We start from the raw sequence: 19332 nt of genomic DNA on the forward strand, positions 1-19332 counted from the left end.
CGCATCTGACCGGCCGACACGGAATTCCAGCGTGTCACGTCAGCCTGGTCGTCCCCAGTGCAAGAGCGACATAGCTCCCAAACCTTCACGATCTTACAAGGAATAGGAAGGTCAAGGTCAACAATCGGTCCCGCGGCAACCCGCAACAACGATGATCGGATCGCCGAATGGATCGAACCGACAGCACCATTGTCGCTGGCGCGACTTTTTCGCCCATGGCCGATCTCATTCCGCTGTCTTTCAGAGAGTGTCTCAAAAGGGCTTGAACCGCCTGCTTATAGCTCCCATGGTGGCTTCGGGCAGATATCATTGAGCTGGCGCGTCCCATCGCGACGCGATGGGAGACCAAATGCGCGAACTCGATATTACCATTGCCAGATCGATCAACAGCTTCGCCGGCTGCTGATGACCTATCGGGCCGATTTGTCAAACCAGGTCGGACCGGCCCGATATCAGTACTGCATGCGATAACCGATCGGATAAAGCGGGCGGGATGTGTCGTGCGGCACATCGGATTTCTGCGCGCGCACCTCTTCCATCGATGAAGGAAGCTCGAAAGGCAGCCTGCCTTCAGCTTTCCGCTTGCCCTCGATCACATCGAACAAGGCTGTGTCGCTTGCGCCGAAATTGGCGAGGATTGCAGCGGCATGCTCGCGTATGCCGGTGAGGATTGCCGGACGGGCCAGATAGATGGAGACAACCGTCGGAACCTGTTTCGCCGTTTCCTTGAACGTCTCGAAATCGGCATTGCCGTCCTTGAAATCCAAATCGCCTTCCTGCTGACGGGAACCGAAGAAATAGTTCATATGAGGCTGCTGATAGGGCGCGCTGAGACGCATCACCGCAAAATCGGCATCCTTGGCGTCCGTCACCACGGTAAAGCCGCGTGCCGACACGATTTTTGCATCAACGCCGTACAGGAACACCTTTTTGCCTGGCGTCACAGGCAGCAGGCCAGCCTTATTGTCGAGCAAGACCATGGCGCGGCTTTGAGCGGCGGTTGCCTCCGCAGCAAATGCCCCATTGCCAACAATCACGTGCGCCTTTTGCGGTTCGACATAGGGATTTTCAAAAAGGCCCTGCTCGAATTTCTGGACAAGGATACGAGTTGCGGATTGATCGATGCGCTGTTGCTTGATCTTTCCTTCCTTCACCGCCTGAACGAGAAGATCGGAAGAAGTGACACCGCCGAACTGATCGACGCCGGCATTGACGGCCTTGGCAAAGCGGTCGACACGGCTCAAATCCTCCACGCCCCAAGGCATGCCGAAGGTTTCCTCGTTCAAAGTCGGCTTTACGCCCGGCTTCTCGCCATCCAGGCAAGTTCCCTTGCAGTCGTTGGTGATCAGCCAATCGCTGAGAACGACACCCTGGAAGCCGTATTGGCCACGCAGCAGATCGGTCAGAAGCTGCTTGCTGTATCCCGCTCCCACCGGCTCCAGCAGCTTGCCGCCGAGCGTCACACCGTCAAGGATCGAATATGTCGGCATGACGCCGGCGACCTTCGCCTTGAAAGCTCCCTCAAACGGAATGAGATGTTCGGCAAAATTATTGCCTGGAAAGGTCACGTGGCGTCCATAGGCGTTGTGGCTGTCATAACCGTCTTTTGCCGCACCGTAGCCGACCCAGTGTTTGGCCACGGCGACGACACTGTCCTTGTTGATGCCGTTCTCGCCGTTTTGAAACCCCGCCACATAAGCTTCCGCCATGGATTTGGAAAGTTGCGCATCCTCGCCGAACGTACCGTTGGTGCGTGGCCAGCGCGGCTCGCTGGCAAGATCCACTTGCGGAGACAATGCTTCCTGTATGCCGACGGCGCGGTATTCCTGACGGACAATGTCGCCGAAACGGCGAACGAGCGATGGATCGCCTATGGCCGCCAACCCTAAGGTCTCGGGCCATTTCGAGAATCCGCCGGCCGAAACACTCGCGCCGAGTACGAATTGGAAATGATTGCGCGGATCGGTGCTGATCGTCGCTGGAATCCCAAGCCGGCCAGCTTCCGCGATCTCCTGAAGCTTGTTGTTCTGCTCGGCCAATAGGGCGGCATCGCCCGCCAATCGCGTTATGAAGGTCACGACCTTGCGCCCGTCGATCATCTCCTTGGCGCGTGCAAGATCATATTCGGTCCCGACCCCCATCCCGGAACCGGGACCGGCGGATGGAGCCGTGCCATGCATCATGAGGCCGGCCTTCTCCTCTAGCGTCATCTGACTGATGAGATTGGCCGCCCGCTCGGCAGCCGGGAGGCGCCAGTCCTCATAAGGATCAAGTTTGCCATTGCGATTGAGATCCTTGAAGGAAAGCCCGTCAATGGTCAGCGTCTTGGCGACGCGGGCCGAAAGCGCCGGCTGCTCCTGCGACAAAGCCGTTGAAGCGAGCAACGATACGGCCGCACATAAGGCAATGAACTGTTTCACGGCATCCCTCCCCAAAGAATTTCAATCGATCCCGACAAATTAAAGGGGGCAAACCGTGCCGCCTCATGTACTTTGGCGGCACCTGTCGGCCCGTCGATGCCCATCAGTTCGCAACCGCAAACTGTAAGCATATACTAACCTAGTTCATCAACGACCGGGTTGCTGAGAATGCCGAGCCTGTCGATCTCCACCTCCACGACGTCTCCCGGCTTCATCCACAGCGGCGGCTGCCGCTTGGCGCCAACCCCGCCCGGTGTGCCACTGACGATGACGTCGCCCGGTTCCAGCCGTGTGAAGCTGGAGCAATATTCGATCTGCCGGGCGATATCGAAAATCATTTGGCCGAAGGTCGCATCCTGCACGACGGTCCCATTGAGGCGCGTCTGAATGCGAAGATCGGGCAGCGGACCAAGTTCGTCCGGCGTCATCATCCAAGGCCCGAAAGCGCCGGTGTCGGGAAAGTTCTTGCCCGGTGTGAACTGATGCGTATGACGCTGGAAATCACGCACGCTGCCGTCATTGTAGCAGGCATAGCCAGCAACGTATCCCATGGCCTCATCGCGGGTGATGTAACGGCCCGATTTGCCGATGATGACCGCCAGCTCGCCTTCGAAATCAAGTTCCGTCGAGACCCTCGGGCGCACGATCGGGGCGAGATGGCCCGTCTGGCTATTGGCATAGCGGGCAAAGATCGTCGGGTTTTCCACCTCCGCACGCCCCGTCTCCTTGCGATGCATTTCATAGTTCAGCCCAACGCAGAGGATCTTGTCGGGATTGGGAATGACCGGCAGCCATTCGACGTCACCTAGCGGCGTGGCGGCGGCGGAACCAGCGGCCTCGGCAACGCCGGCAAGGTCGCCGGCCACAGCCGATTTGAGATCGGCATAGCGTGACGCGAGAACCGCGCCGGCATCGAGGAAGCGATCGTCCTCGATGACGCCCCAGGTCGTGCAGCCGGCGATCTTGACGGTGGACAGTCTCATGGTTCTTGCTCCTTTAGGGGGTCGGACTGGGCGACGGGCGCGTTCACACCCGCTGCATTTGATCGGTGAAGCGCGTTAACTTGCCGAAGCGCTCGATGGTGCGATCCGGGAAGATCAGCGCGAAGGCGGAAATTGCGCCAATGATGAGGATCGCGGCCGTGAACAGCATGGCATTTGCATAGCCGGCCGCGACATGATCGGGTCCGGCTGCCTGCACGATCATGCCGGTGACGGCGTTGGATGCGAGTGCGGACACCGCATTCGCCGAATAGATCACGACGATCAGCCGGCCGCGCTGGACAGCCGGCGCGACGCTACCGAGCGTGATCGGGCCGTATATCGTGGTCAGACTTGGAGCAGCGAAAGCGATCGCGATCAGCGCCAGTTGCAATGGACCACTGACATGAACCGAGGCGATCAGCGCCAATCCACTGACGAGAAGCGCATAGCCAGAAGCGCTGCCGAGGGAAGCACGTTTGCTGGCGCCCTTCTGAAGCATGCGCTGCGCGATCCATGAACCAACCAGCAACAGCGGCGACTGGAAGATATAGACGGCCGAAATGATCGAGCCGGTTTCGGTCTGCGAATAGCCAAGGCCCTGCTGCAGGAAGGGCGGCAGCCACGTGGCCGACATGCCGACGATCCAGTAAGACATGGTCGACATGATGATGACACCGATCACGGTCGGGTCGAGCCAGAGTTTGCGGGCTGGGATCGGGGTCTCGCCCACTACGGCGCGCGCCTTTTCATTTTCCGCGACGGCATGCGGCCCTTCGCCGCCGATGAGCAGCCAGGCGATGATCCAGGCAACACCGATCAGCCCGCAGAACAGGAAGCCCGAACGCCAGCCGTAATTGACGATGACATAGGTCAGGATCGGCCCACCGGCGAGCAAGCCGACACTGATGCCCTGCAACACGACGGCGCTTGGCACGCTGCGCTTTTGCGGGCTGAACCAGTTATGGCAGGCATGCAATGCCGTCGGCAGCCCAGGTCCCTCGCCGAGGCCGAGCAAAATGCGGCAGGCGACCAGAACCGTCACCGAGCTGGTAAAATAGATCGGGATCTGCGCGAGCGACCAGATTGCCGCCAGAATGACAAGGATCCATTTGACGGGGACACGACCGATCATGAAGAGACCGACAAGAACGCCCGAAATCGAGAACAGCAGAAAGAAGCTGCTGCCGATCAGGCCGAACTGCTGTGGCGAAATACCGAGGTCCTTCATGATCGACACGGCGGAAAGGCCGAAGACGAGCTTGTCGAAGAAGTTCAGCGTCTGGAACAGGAAAAGCAGGATAAGGACGGCAAAAGGTCGCCATTTGCTGACGGTATCGATGGTTGGTTCAGACATATGTTCCTCCCAGAACTTCAAAGAAAACTGCGATTGCCGATGCGGGACTCAGGCAAGGCGAGCGCGCAGGTCCGCGATCTGCTGGCGAAGCGCCTCGAGGTTGCCTGCGGCGCCAAAGACATAGTGGTCAGGACGTACGAGCGCAGCGATCGCTTCATGCCGTTCGAACCAGGCCGAAAGCACGCCATCCCTTTCTCGGAGCGCGGCCGGATCGGCTGTATTATCGCCTTGAGGCACAACAGCCTTCACCACGATGCCGTCGATCGCGTCGGCGAGCGCCTGTCCTTCCGCCATCCCGATCCGGCGGCCGTCGAGCACAAGCCGCCATTGCGCTCCGGTAAAGGCATCCATCAAGCGCGGAGCGGGGTCTTCGACGATTGCCGGCTGCGGGAACAACAATCCTCGCGCCGGCGTGCCTTCTTCGGCGATCAGCCCATCCTCGATGGGCGGGACGATTTCCTGCCGGGTAATGGTAAGAGGCCGACCGCCGCCCTCGGCAAGTATGCGGGCATCACGCGCCGCGGCGGCTTCCGGATCGCGTTCGCAGATCGTCTGGCCAATCGCCTTGATCTTGCCGGTCAGCGTCTGCACATGCCGCTTGCGTTCCACCGTGTAGGTATCCAGCAGCGCTTCGGAAGACTGCCCCTTCAGGATGCGGTCGAGCCGCCAGACGAGATTGGAAACGTCGCGCAGGCCCTGGCACATGCCCTGGCCGATAAAGGGCGGCTGCTGATGCGCGGCATCGCCGGCGATCATGACTTTCCCCCGCCGCCATTCGTCGGCCACCAGCGCATGAAAGCGATAGGCGGCGGCCCGCCAAAGCTCGCCGTCTTCCGGCGCCAGCCAGGGCGACAGCAGCCGCCAGACATTGTCGGGCTTTTCCATCTCGCGTGGATCCTCGCCCGGCAGAAGCATGATTTCCCAGCGACGGTGATTTTTGGGCCCCATGATGTAGCTGGTCGGACGCGCTGGATTGCAGAACTGGGCCGAAGTCTGTGGTAGCTTGCCCAGCGCGGTTTCATGTACCTGCAAATCGACTACGAGCCACGGCTCGTCGAAGACGAGATCCTTAAGCTTCATTCCCGACAGTTCACGCACACGGCTCCACGCCCCGTCGCAGCCGATCACATATCTCGCTGTGATCCTCTGGCTCTCGCCGGACGAATCCCGAAGCGTCGCGACCACTTCATTCCCCTGAGGATCGAGATCGACCATTTCCGTGCCAAGTTCTATCGTCACGCAGTCGAAACTTTCGGCATGCCGTCTCAGCACGGCTTCGACCGGAGGCTGGGTAAACACCATGCTCGGGGTGTAGCCGAGCGGATACGGTTCCGGCACCATGTCGATACGACGGATGAGCTGCCCCTCTGCGCCGAAGTGCTGGGAGGCCGTGAACGGCGCGGTATGGGGAAGCACCTCGTCGGCGATGCCCATATTGTCGAAGTGGCGCAGGATTTCGTGGTCGAGCGCGATAGCGCGCGGCTTGTCATAGATACCGGTCAACCGATCGACGACGAGCGTGGAATGGCCTTGCGCGCCGAGCATGCCGGCGGCCACGGCTCCAGCCGGGCCGAAGCCGACCACCAGCACGTCATAAGAGTTCGAAATATCGTTATCGTTCGTCACGGGCATGCCTCTGCAAATGTCTATTGGGCGCATCAGGCGCCGGAAAAGCCGATGGAAATCTGTGCCTTCTTGCAGGCTTCGCTTTTGGGAGGCGCAATGCCCCAGTGATCGGTTCGGCCGGGCGGCCAGACCCATTCCTCGGGTCCTCGGGCGCGATAGGAGTCGTCCACCCGCAGGACTTCGGCGGTGTACTCGATCACTACGCCTTGCGGGTCGACGAAATAGGCAAAGACGTTGTCGCCCGGCCCATGCCGGCCCACGCCCCAGCCGATCGGATAGCCGTGATCGACGACGCGACCAGAACCTCGCATGACGGATTCGAGGTCGGGCATCAGGAAGGCGACATGGTTCAGCCCATTGACCGGTGCCTCGGCCAGCACGACCGCATGATGGTCGTCGTTGCAGCGCAGGAAAGCCATAAGTCTCGACCGGTCCGTCAGGCGGAAGCCGAGGACATTGCGATAGAAGTTCGAAAGCGCCTCGATATCAGCGCTGTTAATGTTGACATGCGCCAGACGTTCCGGCCGGTTGGGAACCACGCGGCCATGCTTGCGGCGGTCGCCGTGCACGAATTCCAGAACGGCGCCTTGCGGCTCGCGGATGACGAAACGCTCGCCACCGGCGGGACCATCAGCGGGTCCGATGTCGCGCAGGACAGCACAGCCTGCGGTAACCGTCTTTGCGAACAGCGACGCCAGCGCTTCAGCCGAACCGACGCGAAAACTGATCTTGCGCAGTTCCGAACGGTTGCTTTGCTTTAGCTCCAACACATGAAAATCAGCACCCGTTGCCGCCAGGAAAACCTTGCCCTCCACTTCGGCGACGACATCCAGGCCCCAGACGCGGGTATAAAAGTCGACAGACGACGCGAGATCGGGCGTACCCAGTTCCACGCTGCGCAAAGCGATGACAGGAAATTCAGTCATGGGATCAAACCTCATCCAAACCCAGGAAAGCGCGCGCATTCGCAAATGTCAGGCGCTCGCGCAAACTCGCATCCGCAAACGCCTCCTCGACGCCAGCGATGGGCTCTTTCTCGCGGAAATTGAAGGGATAGTCGGTGCCGATCATGATGCGATCCTCGCCGAAGACGGCGACAAGGCGGCGTAGCATGTCCGGATCGAAAACCAACGAATCCACATAGAGACGCCGCGCCTGCGCGGCGGGGCTCTCATGCGTGATTTCGCTGAGCGCCGGGAAGGCCGAATAGCCCTGCTGCAGCCGCGGCAGCAGCGAGGCAAACGTGCCGCCGCCGTGGCTGAAGGCGATCCGCAGTTTCGGGAATTTCTGAAGCAACCCGCCGGTGATCACGGATCCTGCCGCCAATCCGACATCGGTCGGATAGGCGAGCACCTGCTGAAGCGGCGCTGGCCCAACGAGACGATCCATGCCGGTCGGCCGCACGGCGTGCACGAAGACAGCGGCATTCAGCTTCTCCGCCTCCGCAAAAAAGGGATGGAAACGAGGATCACCGATAGGCACGTCATTGATATTGCTGCCGATCTCGACGCCACGAAAACCGAGTTCGCCGACGAGGCGATGCAACTCGGAAATCGCAAGATCAATATCCTGAAGAGGAAGGCCGCCGAGCCCAACGAAACGACCCTGGCCCTGCCCGATCATCACAGCGATCGCATCGTTGACGTATCGGACAAGGTCGTGGGCCGCGGTCTTTTCGATCCAATAGCCGAAGAGCTCAGGCATGGGAGACAGAGCCTGGATGCGGATACCGGTCCTGTCCATCTCCTCCAGCCGCCGTTCGGCCACCCAGCAGGCATCGCTGACCGTGCGATAAGGCTTGTCATCGATAACGACCGTTGCGTGACAAGCATCCGCGGCAACCATCGAGGGCCAGCCACGGATGGGAGCATTCCCTGCCGCAAGCGGAAAACGTGCGGGCACCACGTGACAGTGGATATCAATGCCGCAACAAGCGCAGCCGTTCGCAAAGGCGCCCGACGCTCGCTCTTTCGTTCCGCTCATGGAGCCCTCCCTCGTTAAGAGCCGTCATAATGTACAAACTTTACCACGTAAAGATAAAATTTATAAATTTTGCGCCGCTGCTTCCTCGTGTATATAAAAAGTGATTTGCAAGCCAGAGAGCACCATGAACGTCAACCTGCTGAAGAAAGAGGCCGGAAGCCCCGCGACATTGGCGACCAGCATCTATGAGCGGCTGAAGGCCGACATTCTCTCGACGCGCCTGGAGCCCGGCCGAAAGCTTCAGCTCCGCTTCCTGATCGAGCACTATGATGCCGGCCAGACCCCGTTGCGCGAGGCATTGAACAGATTGACGACGGAGGACCTCGTCATCGGAAAGGAACAGCGCGGCTTCTTCGTCAAACCCATCAGCCTGGACGAATTGCATGAGCTGACGAAAACGCGCTGCTGGGTGGAGACGCTGGCCCTGCGGGAATCCATGGCGAATGCAACGCCTGACTGGGAAGAGGCGCTTCTGGTCGCCCATCATCGGTTGGAGCGCACCCCGCGCTCACTCAACCCGGAGCAGTTCGAGGACAATCCGGAATGGGAAAGGCTTCACCGCGCCTTTCATGCGCTGCTGATCGGGGGATGTGGATCTAAGCCATTGATAGGCTTTTGCGAGCAGCTGGCCGATAGGCTCTACCGGTATCGAGCGCTTTCGATCCGCAAAGCCTTTCGCGTGCGCAAGGTCAATGATGAGCATGCGCGTATCCTCGGAGCCGTGCTCGACCGGGATACCGTGGAGGCCGAGCGGTTGCTGCAACTCCATTATGAGAAAACGGCCGACATCATCCGGACTGATCTTGATACGGCGACGTAAGGCGCCGCCGCGACCGGCTCGAATACCCAACATAGGGCCAGGGCATTATCTTTGGCAGGGATCTTTGGCAGGCGATAGCCGTTCATGATGCCTTGCGGTCCGAGACGCTGGCCATCGAGACCTGTGTCGCAGTCTCCGCGGGACGCGAAGCGCGCCGTCCAGGATATGAACCGGATCGCATGCCTTGAGCCCCACGAATCGGGAATGTGGAGCGCGCGCCGGCTCAAGCATCGTCGAATGTTTTGAACTGATTCAAACTGGCGGCGCACGCCAAAAAGCCAGCTTCACACAAGTCATTAACGCTACCATCCCCGCATCAGCAACGTGCGAGGAACCAATGAGCATCTTTGGTAGCATGAAAACGGCAGTTTCCGGCATGAACGCGCAGGCAAATAAGCTTAGCACCGTGTCGGACAACATCGCGAACGTCAATACAACGGGCTACAAGTCGGCGAGCACCAGCTTTTCGTCGTTGATTCTCCCTTCGGGCGGCGGCAACTATAACTCCGGCAGCGTCGAAACCAACGTCAGCTATTCGGTCTCGCAGCAGGGCGACACGGTCTCCACCTCGTCGAGCAGCGACTTGTCGATCCAGGGCGCCGGCTTCTTCGTCGTGCAGGGCGCCGACGGCAAGACCGTCCTGACCCGCGCGGGCGACTTTACGCCGGATGCAAACGGGAACCTCGTGAACTCCGCTGGCTATACGCTGATGGGCTACTCCTATGCTTCTGGAGCGCCGGCTGTCGTCGTCAACGGCTTCGACGGCCTGGTGCCGATCAACGTCAATCAGAGCGGTCTTGCCAGCTCGCCCTCGACAACGGGCACCTTCACCGGTAACCTCAATTCGAACGCGACCGTCGTTACCGATACAGCGACATTGCCAAGCGCCAACCCGACCTCGGTTACCTCAAATACCCAGAAGAGCTCGGTGGTTGCCTACGACAAGCTTGGCAACTCCGTCATGTATGACGTTTATTACACCAAGATACAGTCCGCCGATTCCACTACGGGCGCGACCGATCAGTGGGAGGTCAGCGTCTATCGCAATGCCGACAAGAGCACGTCAGGGAGCTCCTCGTTCCCTTATTCGTCGGACCCAGTCAATGTTCCAAATCCATCCACATTGACATTCGACGCAAACGGCAACATGACGAGCGGTGGGACATTCACCATCACCGACCCAACAACCGGCGGATCCATCGCGATGGATTTGAGCGGGATGACGCAGAAGGCCAGCGACTTCAGCTCGACGGGCTCGACCAATGGTCAGGCGGCAAGCCCCGTGACCGGCGTCACCATCGACAAGAACGGCATTGTCTATGCAAACTACAAGACCGGCGATCCGAAGGCGATCTACCAGATCCCGCTCGCGACCGTTGCAAGCCCCGACAAGCTGACGCTCTTGAGCGGCAACGTCTATCAAGCCAATGCCGATTCAGGCGTGACGGTCACCAGCTTTGCCAACAGCAACGGTCTCGGTTATATCCAGTCGAACTCTCTGGAAGCATCGAACGTCGATTTGGCCGGCCAGCTCACTGACATGATCCAGGCACAAAAGAGCTACACTGCGAACTCCAAGGTCTTCCAGACGGGATCAGACTTGCTGGACGTACTGGTCAACCTCCAACGCTGATCTTCCGCCTGCTCAATCAGAAGGGCCCTCCGGGGCCCTTTTGTCGTACGGCCCGATGACGAAGCCCGCTGCTCGATCAGCATGATCGGATTTCGATCAGTGGGAGAATTCGATACCCACAGCGACAATCACAAGTTCAACCACAGCTTCAGGCAAGCCAGTCGAACTACGCTGCGAGCGTGGGGCGTGAATTTTAGAGAGTGTTAATCCGCCAACGCTTCGGCAAGGCAAGCTTGGTCGGCTTTGAACATGCTGACAGTGCAACGTGGCTACGGAAAGAGTCCTGTTAATGACTTCGATCGTTTCATCCTTGAGCCTCACTCAGATCAGATCTCTTTCAACATCAGCTGTGGCGGCCTGGACCACGGAAGATGTGGCATCACTATCCACCAAGCAGATCAGCGTTCTCACATCAGCGCAGATCGCGGCGCTGGATACAGAGGACGTGGAGGTTCTCACCTCCCAGCAGTTAAGCGCAATTTCGCAAAGCGCCATTCCGGGGCTCACGCTCGATCAGCTGGCCGCCCTGTCAACATCCGCGATCGAGAGCTTCAGTTCCGTGCAGATCACCGCGATCACGACACAGCAACTCCAGGCCCTGACAATCGAACAGGCGGAAGCCCTGACGACGTCGCAGGTCCGGGTCTTGAGTTCGTCGCAAATCGCCGCGCTCAGCGCCGCAGATCTGGCTACCTTTTCGACAGACGATATGGCCGCGATCAGCAGCAAGGCGATATCGGGCCTCTCGACCGCTGCAATGGCCACGCTTTCGACCGAGCAGATCGCGGCGTTGAGCACCAGCAGCATTTCCAATTTGACGACAAGCCAAATCGCGGCGCTTGGCACGACGCAAATTGCTGCCCTGACGACGGCGCAAATCGCCGCTCTCAGGACGACGCAAGTCGCAGCGATGGCCACGAGCGATATAGCGGCCTTTTCAACTGCTCAGATCGCGGCCCTGACGGCCAGCGCGATTGCCAGCCTGAAGACGGCGCAAGTCGCAGCCCTGAGCACCGCACAAGCCGAGGCTCTCACCTCCAGCCAGGTCAAGGCCCTGAGCTCGGCGCAGCTTTCCGTGCTGTCCACGGGCGGTATCGCCGCGTTTTCGACGGATGACATGGCGGCGATCACGGCTGCCGCGGTCGCGGGCCTCTCGACAGCGACCATTTCCTCTCTTGCGACGAACCAAGTCGCCGCCTTGAACACGGCCGCGATTTCCGGCCTGACAACGGCTCAGATAGCTGCCTTGAGCACGGCGCAGATCGCCGCGATGACAACGGCACAAGTCGCGGCGCTCACCGCAACCCAGTTCGCGGTCATGAGCACGGGCGATGTTGCCGCCCTCTCGGTCTCACAGGTCGCAGCCCTCAGCAAGTCGGCCGTTTCCGGCCTGAGCACCGTCCAGATCACCGCGTTGAGCACGGCGCAGATCAGCGCGTTGACAACGAGCCAAATCAATTCGCTCAAGACGACGCAGACCGGAGCCTTGAGCACGAGTGATATCGCAGCACTTTCGACCGCGCAAATTGCCGCCTTCAGCGTGAGCGGCATCGCCGGGCTGACAACGAGCCAGATCAGCGTGATGACCACAACGCAGATCGCCGCTCTGACAACGGCTCAGGTCGCGGCGCTGACGTCGACCCAGATATCCGCGTTGAGCATGGACGATATCGCGGCGCTCTCGACCGCCAGCATCGCCGCAATCACCAGCAAGGCCGTATCGGGTCTTGACACGACAGCCATTGCTGCCCTGTCAACGGCGCAAGTCGCGGCGCTAAGCACCGCTGGGATTGCCGGGTTGAGCACCGCCCAGATCGCGATTCTGGGCGCGGCTAAAACGAGCGTCCTGACCACGGCACAGGTCGCGGCGCTCGGCTCAAGCCAAATTGCCGTGTTGGGTACGGATGTCATTGCGGCGCTTTCGACAGGACAGATCGCGGCTCTGAAAGCAGCCACCGTTGCCGGTTTGACGACAGATCAGATCGCCGCGCTAAGCACGCAGCAAGTGGAGGCGCTCACCAGTGCTCAAATCGCGGCGCTGAGCTCGGGCCAATTCTCGGCCCTCGGCACGGATGAGATCGCCACGTTCTCGACGACGGAAATCGCGGCCATTACCAGCAAGGCTGTGGCGGGGCTAGGTACGGAGGTCATCGCCGCCCTTTCAACCGATCAGATCGCCGCCCTTAGCTCGAGCGCGGTCACCGGCCTGACGACGGCCCAGGTCGCCGCGCTTTCGGGCGCTCAGGTCGCGGGCCTGGCGACGCGCGCCATCGCGAGCCTGACGACGAACCAGATCGCGAGCCTGAGCTCGCAACAGGTCGCGGCCTTGACGGCTACCCAGATCAGCGTGCTGAAAACAGCCCAGATCGCGGCTCTCAGCACGAATGACATCGCAGCCTTTTCAACCGCTCAGATTGGTGCACTGACCACGACCGCGATCACAGGGTTGACGACGGGCCAGATTACCGCGCTCACGACAGCACAGGTCGAGGCGCTGTCGTCGAGCCAGCTCAAGGTACTGAGTTCCACTCAACTTGCCGCCCTGGGTTCGGATGACGTGGCAACGTTCACGACAGACGAAATCGCCGCGCTTTCCAGCAAGGCGATCGGCGGCCTCACAACCAGCGTCATCGCGTCCCTTTCGAGCGCGCAGCTCGAGGCCTTGACCACGAGCGCCATCACCGGCCTGACGACCGCCCAAATATCGACGCTGGGTACCGCTCAGCTCGCAAGCCTCACGACCAGCCAGATCGCAGCGTTGAGTTCGACGCAAATGGCGGCGCTGACGGCGAACGACATGGCTGCCCTCTCGACGGTCGACATGGCGGCTATCGCCACCAAGGCAATCGCGGGCTTGAGCACTGGCGCCGTCGCTGCTCTCTCGACAATACAGATTGCCGCCCTGGGCACGAGCACGCTCGCGAACCTGACGACCAATCAGATCGCGGCCTTGAGCACCGCGCAGCTCGCGGCACTCAGCACGACACAGGTCGCGACCCTGACGTCGAGCCAGATCGCAGCCCTCGGCACGGGCACCATTACATCCCTCACCGCCAGCCAGATCGCGGCCCTCAGCACATCCGGCATCCCGGGTCTGACGACGGATCAAATCGCGGCCTTGAGCACGCAGCAAACGCAGGCATTGACGACGGCCCAGATCGCCAAACTGAGTTCGACCCAGGTCTCCGCTCTTGGAACGGATGATATCGCGACCTTTGCGACCGATGAAATCGCCGCGCTTTCCAGCAAGGCGGTAACGGGGTTGAGCACCGGCGTCATCTCGACCCTCTCGACGCAACAAATCGCCTCCTTGAGCGCCGCCGGAATTGCCGGTTTGACGACGAGCCAGATCGCCGCGCTCAATACCGCGCAGATCGCCGCCCTGCCGGCATCGTGGATGACGGCTCTCAGCGCCACCCAGATCGCGGCCCTCGATACCAACGTCATCGCCGCTCTGTCCACGGCACAGGTCGCCGCGATAAGCACGTCGGGGATTAGCGGTTTGACGACCGATCAGGTCAATGCGCTGAGCACCACCCAAGTCGCGACCCTGACAACAAATCAGGTCGCCGCTCTAAAGACCGCTCAGCTCTCCGCGCTGGGGACCGATGATGTCGCCGCCCTTTCAGTCGCCGATATCGCCGTGATCAGTTCGACTGCGATGTCGGGACTGTCGACCGACGCTATCGCCGCGCTGACGACCGCTCAGATCGCGGCCTTGAGCACGGCAGGAATCGCGGGTCTCAGCACCGCGCAGATCGACGCCCTGAGTTCCGGCCAAGTCGATGCGCTGCTCACCAATCAGATCGCGGCTCTCAGCCAATCGCAAATCGCGACCATGGATGCGGATATCGTCGCCTCACTCTCCACCGCCCAAATCGCGGCATTCAGCACGTCCGGGATAATAGGTCTGACAACAGGGCAGATGACCGCGCTTAGTACGGCACAGGCAGAGGCGCTGACCACCGCGCAGGTCAAGGTACTCAGCTCCGTCCAGCTCGGCGCCTTGAGCGCCGATGATATAGCAACGTTCTCGACCGCCGACATCGCCGCAATTTCGAACAAGGCAGTGTCGGGTCTCGGCTCGTCCATCATCGGTTCATTGTCCACGGATCAGATCGCAGCGCTCAGCACGACCACCGTCGCGGGCCTGACGACCGATCAGGTCGCTGCTTTGAGCACGACACAAGTGGCGGCCTTGGCCACAACGCGAATCGCGGCGCTGAGTTCGGCGCAAGTGGGAGCTCTCGGCACAGGAAGCATAGCTTCACTCACGACTGGCCAGATCGCTGCACTCAGCACCGCCGGAATTTCCGGACTGAGCACTGATCAGGTCAACGTCCTGAGCAGCGCGCAGCTTGCCGCCTTGACCACGACACAGATCGCCGCGCTCAGTTCGGCCCAGCTTGGCGTCCTCGGTTCGAGCGACGTCGCGGCCCTCTCGACCGCGGATATTGCCGCCATCGGTTCGAGTGCCATTTCGGGCTTGTCCACGGCAGCCTTGGCGGCGTTCTCGACGGCGCAGATCGCCGCGCTCAGCCCGACCGGCATCCTTGGCATGACCACGGATCAGATCAGTGCCCTCAACAGCAGCCAGATAGATGTGCTATCCACCAAGCAGATCGCAACCTTGAGCTCGGCGCAGGTCGGGGTTTTGGACCCGAGCATCGTCGCGACACTTTCGACCGCGCAGATCGCGGCCCTCGGCGGCTCGGCCGTCGCAGGCCTTACCACCACACAGATCTCTGCATTCAACACCAGCCAGACAGAGGCGCTGACATCGGCCCAAGTCGCGGCTCTGAGTTCCAAACAGATCAGCAGCCTGAGTGCTGCCGATATCGCCACTTTCTCGACCAAAGATATTTCGGCCATCGGCTCCGCCGCCATCTCCGGCTTGTCGACAGATGCCATCGCCGCCATGTCGACAGCCCAGATAGCGGCTCTCAGCACATCGGGCATAGCGGGGCTGACCACCCAGCAGATCGCCGTTTTGAGCACCGGGCAGCTCCAAGCCCTGACGACGGTACAAAGCGCAGCGCTCAATTCCGCGCAGCTTTCCGTATTGACGACAAATGACATAGCTGCTCTGTCGACCAAGAACATCGCAGCCATCACTTCCGCCGCCATATCGGGTCTTTCCACGACAGCAGTCGCCGCTTTGTCGACGAGCCAGGTGGCGGCCCTGAGCACCTCGAGCATTACCGGCCTCACCACGAAACAGATCGCAGCGCTCGGCACCATCCAGGCCGAGGCGTTGACGACAGCGCAGGTCGCGGCCCTGAACTCGACCCAGCTTTCAGCGCTAACGACAGACGACCTAGCCGTGTTTTCGACGCAGGACATCGCGGCCATCGGCTCGAACGCCATATCGGGCCTGTCCACGGGCGCGATAGCGGCACTGACGACAAACCAGCTCGCGGCCCTCAGCACGCTGGGGATCGGCGGTTTGTCGACCAAACAGATCGCCGCCTTGAATACCGCTCAGATCCATGCCCTGAGCAGCAAGCAGATGGCTGCGCTGAGTTCGGCGCAGGTTTCCGCCTTGAGTACGGCGGACATAGCCTCGCTTTCGAACGTCCAGATCGCGGCCCTTAGTTCATCCGGCACGGCCGGATTGACGAGCCTGCAGATAGCCGCCTTGGGCACGGGTCAGGTGCAAGCCCTGACGACGACACAGATCAATGTTCTTGGCTCTAAGCAGGTATCCGCGCTGACGACAGCCGATATAGCGGCGATGTCGACGGCGCAGATTGCCGCTTTGAGCAGTCTCGGCATTGCGGGCCTGACAAGTGCTCAGATCGCGGTCTTGAACACCGCCCAGGCCGAGGCCCTCACCTCGGCCCAGGTCGCCGCTCTCAGTTCGAGCCAGATTGCGACACTGGATGCTGCCAATCTGCAGACATTCTCGACGTCCGATATCGCGGCTATCAGTTCAAACGCCATTTCCGGCCTGTCGACGGCCACCGTCGCCGCCTTCTCGACAGATCAGATCACGGCGATCAGCACCGCCGGCATCGCGGGCCTCACCACCCTGCAGATTTCCGCTCTCGGCACCAACCAGGTCGGGGCGCTCACGACAGCCCAGATCAGCACTCTTGGCTCGAGGCAGATTTCGGCGCTGACAACAGCTGATATCGCAGCCATGTCGACCGCACAAATCGCCGCGCTTAGCACAGCCGGGATACCCGGCCTGACAACGGCACAGCTGGCGGCGCTCAGCGTCGACCAGGCGGAGGCCCTCACAACGGGGCAGATCGGCGCGTTGAGCTCGACCCAGGTCGCAGCTTTGAGCGCGGATGACCTAGACGCTTTTTCCACGGCCGATATCGCGGCCATCAGTTCGAGCGCGATACAAGGCCTATCGACGGCGACGATCGCCGGATTCTCGACGGATCAGGTCGCAGCGCTCAGCGCATCGGGCATTGCCGGCCTGACAACATCGCAGATAGCGGCTCTGAGCACCGGGCAGTTGGAGGCCTTAACCACGGCTCAGGTCGCGGCGCTCAATTCCAAACAGATCGCGGTGCTCGGCACGAACGGCATCGAAGCCCTCTCCACCAATCAGATCGCGGCGCTGAGCACCAGCGGGATTGCCGGACTTACGACCGATCAGATCGCGGTGCTCAGCACGGATCAGGCTGAAGCCTTGACGCCGACCCAGGTTGGGGCGTTCACCTCGAAGCAGATCGCCACCTTCGGGACAGAAGATCTCGCGACCTTCTCGACCGCGGACATGGCAGCCATCGGTTCGCTCGCTATGTCCGCCCTGTCAACCGCCGCGATCGCAGCCTTTTCGACAGAACAGATCGCCGCCTTGAGCACGGCCGGCATCGCGGGCCTCACCACCAGCCAGATGGCCGCTCTCAGCACGGCCCAGGCCGAAGCCCTCACACCCACCCAGGTCGGAGCACTCAGCTCCGCGCAGATCGCCGCTCTCGGAACCGATGATCTCCAGACCTTCTCGAGTGCGGACATCGCGGCCATCAGTTCAAGCGGTATTTCCGGCCTGACGACGGCCATTGTCGCGGCGCTATCAACGGCCCAGATTACGTCCTTGGGTACAGGCGGCATCGCCGGATTGACGACGGCGCAGATCGCCGTGCTCAGCACCGATCAAATCGAGGCTTTGACAGCGGCGCAAGTCGCGGTACTCGGCTCAAAGCAGGTCGCGGTCCTGAGCACCGCCGATATCGCCGCTTTATCGACAAGCCAGGTCGCCGCCTTGAGCACGGCGGGCGTGGCCGGCCTGAGCAGTACCCAGGTCTCCGCCATGAGCGTCGATCAGATCGCGGCATTTTCGACGGCCCAGATCGCCGCCCTGAGTTCAGCCGGAATTGCGGGCCTCAGCTCGGCCGACCTGGCAACCTTCTCCACTTCCGATATCGCGGCGATCAGTTCCAACTCGGTCCAGGGACTGTCGACCGACTTTATCGCCTCCCTCTCCACCGCTCAGATCGCGGCACTCGGGACAGGCAGCATCGCCGGCCTGAGCAGTACCCAGGTCGGGGTGCTTAGCATCGAACAATTCGAAGCGCTTTCAACCACCCAGATCGCGGCGTTGAGTTCAGCCGGTCTGGCGGGACTGACCACGGCGGATCTGACAACCATTTCCACCGCCGAGCTGCCCGTGATCAACTCGGATGCGATCCAGGGACTGTCTACCGCCGTCGTCGCGGCCCTCAGCAGCGATCAGATCGCGGTCCTGACGACCTCTCAGATCGCTTCATTGAGCTATGGTCAGATCGCGGCAATGAGTACGGCTCAGATCGCCGCTCTTTCAACGTCGCAGATCGGCGCCTTGAACGCCCTTCAGGTCGCGGCCCTGGATACGGATGATATTTCGGTCTTCACGACCGATGACATCGCCGCATTGAACTCGGGGGCGGTCGCCGGATTGACCACGCGGGTCATCGCGGCGCTGACGACGGCGCAGGCCGAGGCTCTCGCACCATCCCAGGTCAGCGGGCTGACCTCGGCGCAGGTCGCCGCCCTGACGACCCAGGAGCTCTCGACCTTCTCGACCAAGGATATCGCGGCTTTTAGCTCGAATGGCATAACGGGCCTATCCACTCAGGATATCGCGAGCCTTTCCAGTACGCAGTTGCTCGCGTTGATGCGTTCGCAAATGGCATATCTGAGCTCGGATCAAATCGCCGCGGTCATCTCGAGCTATGTGACGTGAAACGGCACAAAGGCCTTGCGACGGCGATAGGCGAGATCGAGACCCAGGACGCGAAAGGCGAATCCTGAAGATCGCGATATGCCCCGGCATTGCTGGATCGAATCACGCGACAGAGCGCCTGGCGGCGGGCGATTTCAGAAGCTGCCCGAGCCATCGCGAGCAGCGCCCGCGGCATATGACTTGGTCTCGTGGTCTCGAACACCCGCGCGGTCGTTGCAATTCGCCTTGGCGCGTTCGAAAGCTGTTGATTGCCGGCGCGCAACGGCCGATTCCCGCGGCAGGCTGATGACATGCCGACGGCAACCAAGCACAGTCGAGACATCGGCAGCCA

At 61.0% G+C, this 19332-nt stretch carries 9 protein-coding genes; 3 read left to right on the forward strand and 6 right to left on the reverse strand.

From position 1 onward, the window contains the following. Positions 1-452: 452 nt before the first annotated feature. From AC13RC_RS09280 to AC13RC_RS09305, 6 genes are all read right to left on the reverse strand, one after another. Positions 453-2420, reverse strand: coding sequence for a glycoside hydrolase family 3 protein (locus tag AC13RC_RS09280; protein ID WP_488556975.1), 1968 nt, complete (start codon positions 2418-2420; stop codon positions 453-455). A gap of 134 nt (positions 2421-2554) precedes the next feature. Next, positions 2555-3403, reverse strand: a complete 849-nt coding sequence (locus tag AC13RC_RS09285; RefSeq protein ID WP_113353412.1) for a fumarylacetoacetate hydrolase family protein — start codon at positions 3401-3403, stop codon at positions 2555-2557. Positions 3404-3446: 43 nt separating this feature from the next. Further along, positions 3447-4757 (reverse strand): MFS transporter, encoded by a 1311-nt coding sequence (locus AC13RC_RS09290; protein ID WP_113420673.1) that lies wholly within the window; start codon positions 4755-4757, stop codon positions 3447-3449. A 48-nt stretch (positions 4758-4805) separates the two neighbouring features. Then, positions 4806-6389 (reverse strand): bifunctional 3-(3-hydroxy-phenyl)propionate/3-hydroxycinnamic acid hydroxylase, encoded by a 1584-nt coding sequence (locus AC13RC_RS09295; RefSeq protein ID WP_113395154.1) that lies wholly within the window; start codon positions 6387-6389, stop codon positions 4806-4808. Positions 6390-6415: 26 nt separating this feature from the next. Continuing rightward, positions 6416-7309, reverse strand: coding sequence for a VOC family protein (locus AC13RC_RS09300; protein ID WP_113395155.1), 894 nt, complete (start codon positions 7307-7309; stop codon positions 6416-6418). Between the two features lie 4 nt (positions 7310-7313). Then, positions 7314-8366 carry an amidohydrolase family protein gene (locus AC13RC_RS09305; RefSeq protein WP_113395156.1) on the reverse strand — a complete coding sequence of 351 codons (1053 nt, stop codon included), beginning with the start codon at positions 8364-8366 and terminating at the stop codon, positions 7314-7316. Between the two features lie 124 nt (positions 8367-8490). On the opposite strand from AC13RC_RS09305, the gene AC13RC_RS09310 reads away from it, so the two are divergent. From AC13RC_RS09310 to AC13RC_RS09320, 3 genes are all read left to right on the forward strand, one after another. Then, entirely contained in the window at positions 8491-9186 is a 696-nt protein-coding gene (locus AC13RC_RS09310) for a GntR family transcriptional regulator (RefSeq protein ID WP_113353416.1), read from the forward strand. A 337-nt stretch (positions 9187-9523) separates the two neighbouring features. After that, positions 9524-10819, forward strand: coding sequence for a flagellar hook protein FlgE (locus AC13RC_RS09315; RefSeq protein ID WP_113353417.1), 1296 nt, complete (start codon positions 9524-9526; stop codon positions 10817-10819). 289 nt (positions 10820-11108) lie between these two features. Continuing rightward, positions 11109-19001, forward strand: coding sequence for a beta strand repeat-containing protein (locus tag AC13RC_RS09320; protein ID WP_488556976.1), 7893 nt, complete (start codon positions 11109-11111; stop codon positions 18999-19001). Positions 19002-19332: the final 331 nt, after the last annotated feature.

The sequence above is a fragment of the Martinezella sp. CNPSo 3890 genome (assembly GCF_057784455.1).

Excerpts from the sequence above, each read along its gene's own strand:
- AC13RC_RS09285 (WP_113353412.1), bottom strand. The coding sequence starts at position 3,403 with ATGAGACTGTCCACCGTCAAGATCGCCGGCTGCACGACCTGGGGCGTC.
- AC13RC_RS09310 (WP_113353416.1), top strand. The coding sequence starts at position 8,491 with ATGAACGTCAACCTGCTGAAGAAAGAGGCCGGAAGCCCCGCGACATTG.
- AC13RC_RS09290 (WP_113420673.1), bottom strand. The coding sequence starts at position 4,757 with ATGTCTGAACCAACCATCGATACCGTCAGCAAATGGCGACCTTTTGCC.
- AC13RC_RS09300 (WP_113395155.1), bottom strand. The coding sequence starts at position 7,309 with ATGACTGAATTTCCTGTCATCGCTTTGCGCAGCGTGGAACTGGGTACG.
- AC13RC_RS09320 (WP_488556976.1), top strand. The coding sequence starts at position 11,109 with ATGACTTCGATCGTTTCATCCTTGAGCCTCACTCAGATCAGATCTCTT.
- AC13RC_RS09305 (WP_113395156.1), bottom strand. The coding sequence starts at position 8,366 with ATGAGCGGAACGAAAGAGCGAGCGTCGGGCGCCTTTGCGAACGGCTGC.
- AC13RC_RS09295 (WP_113395154.1), bottom strand. The coding sequence starts at position 6,389 with ATGCCCGTGACGAACGATAACGATATTTCGAACTCTTATGACGTGCTG.
- AC13RC_RS09315 (WP_113353417.1), top strand. The coding sequence starts at position 9,524 with ATGAGCATCTTTGGTAGCATGAAAACGGCAGTTTCCGGCATGAACGCG.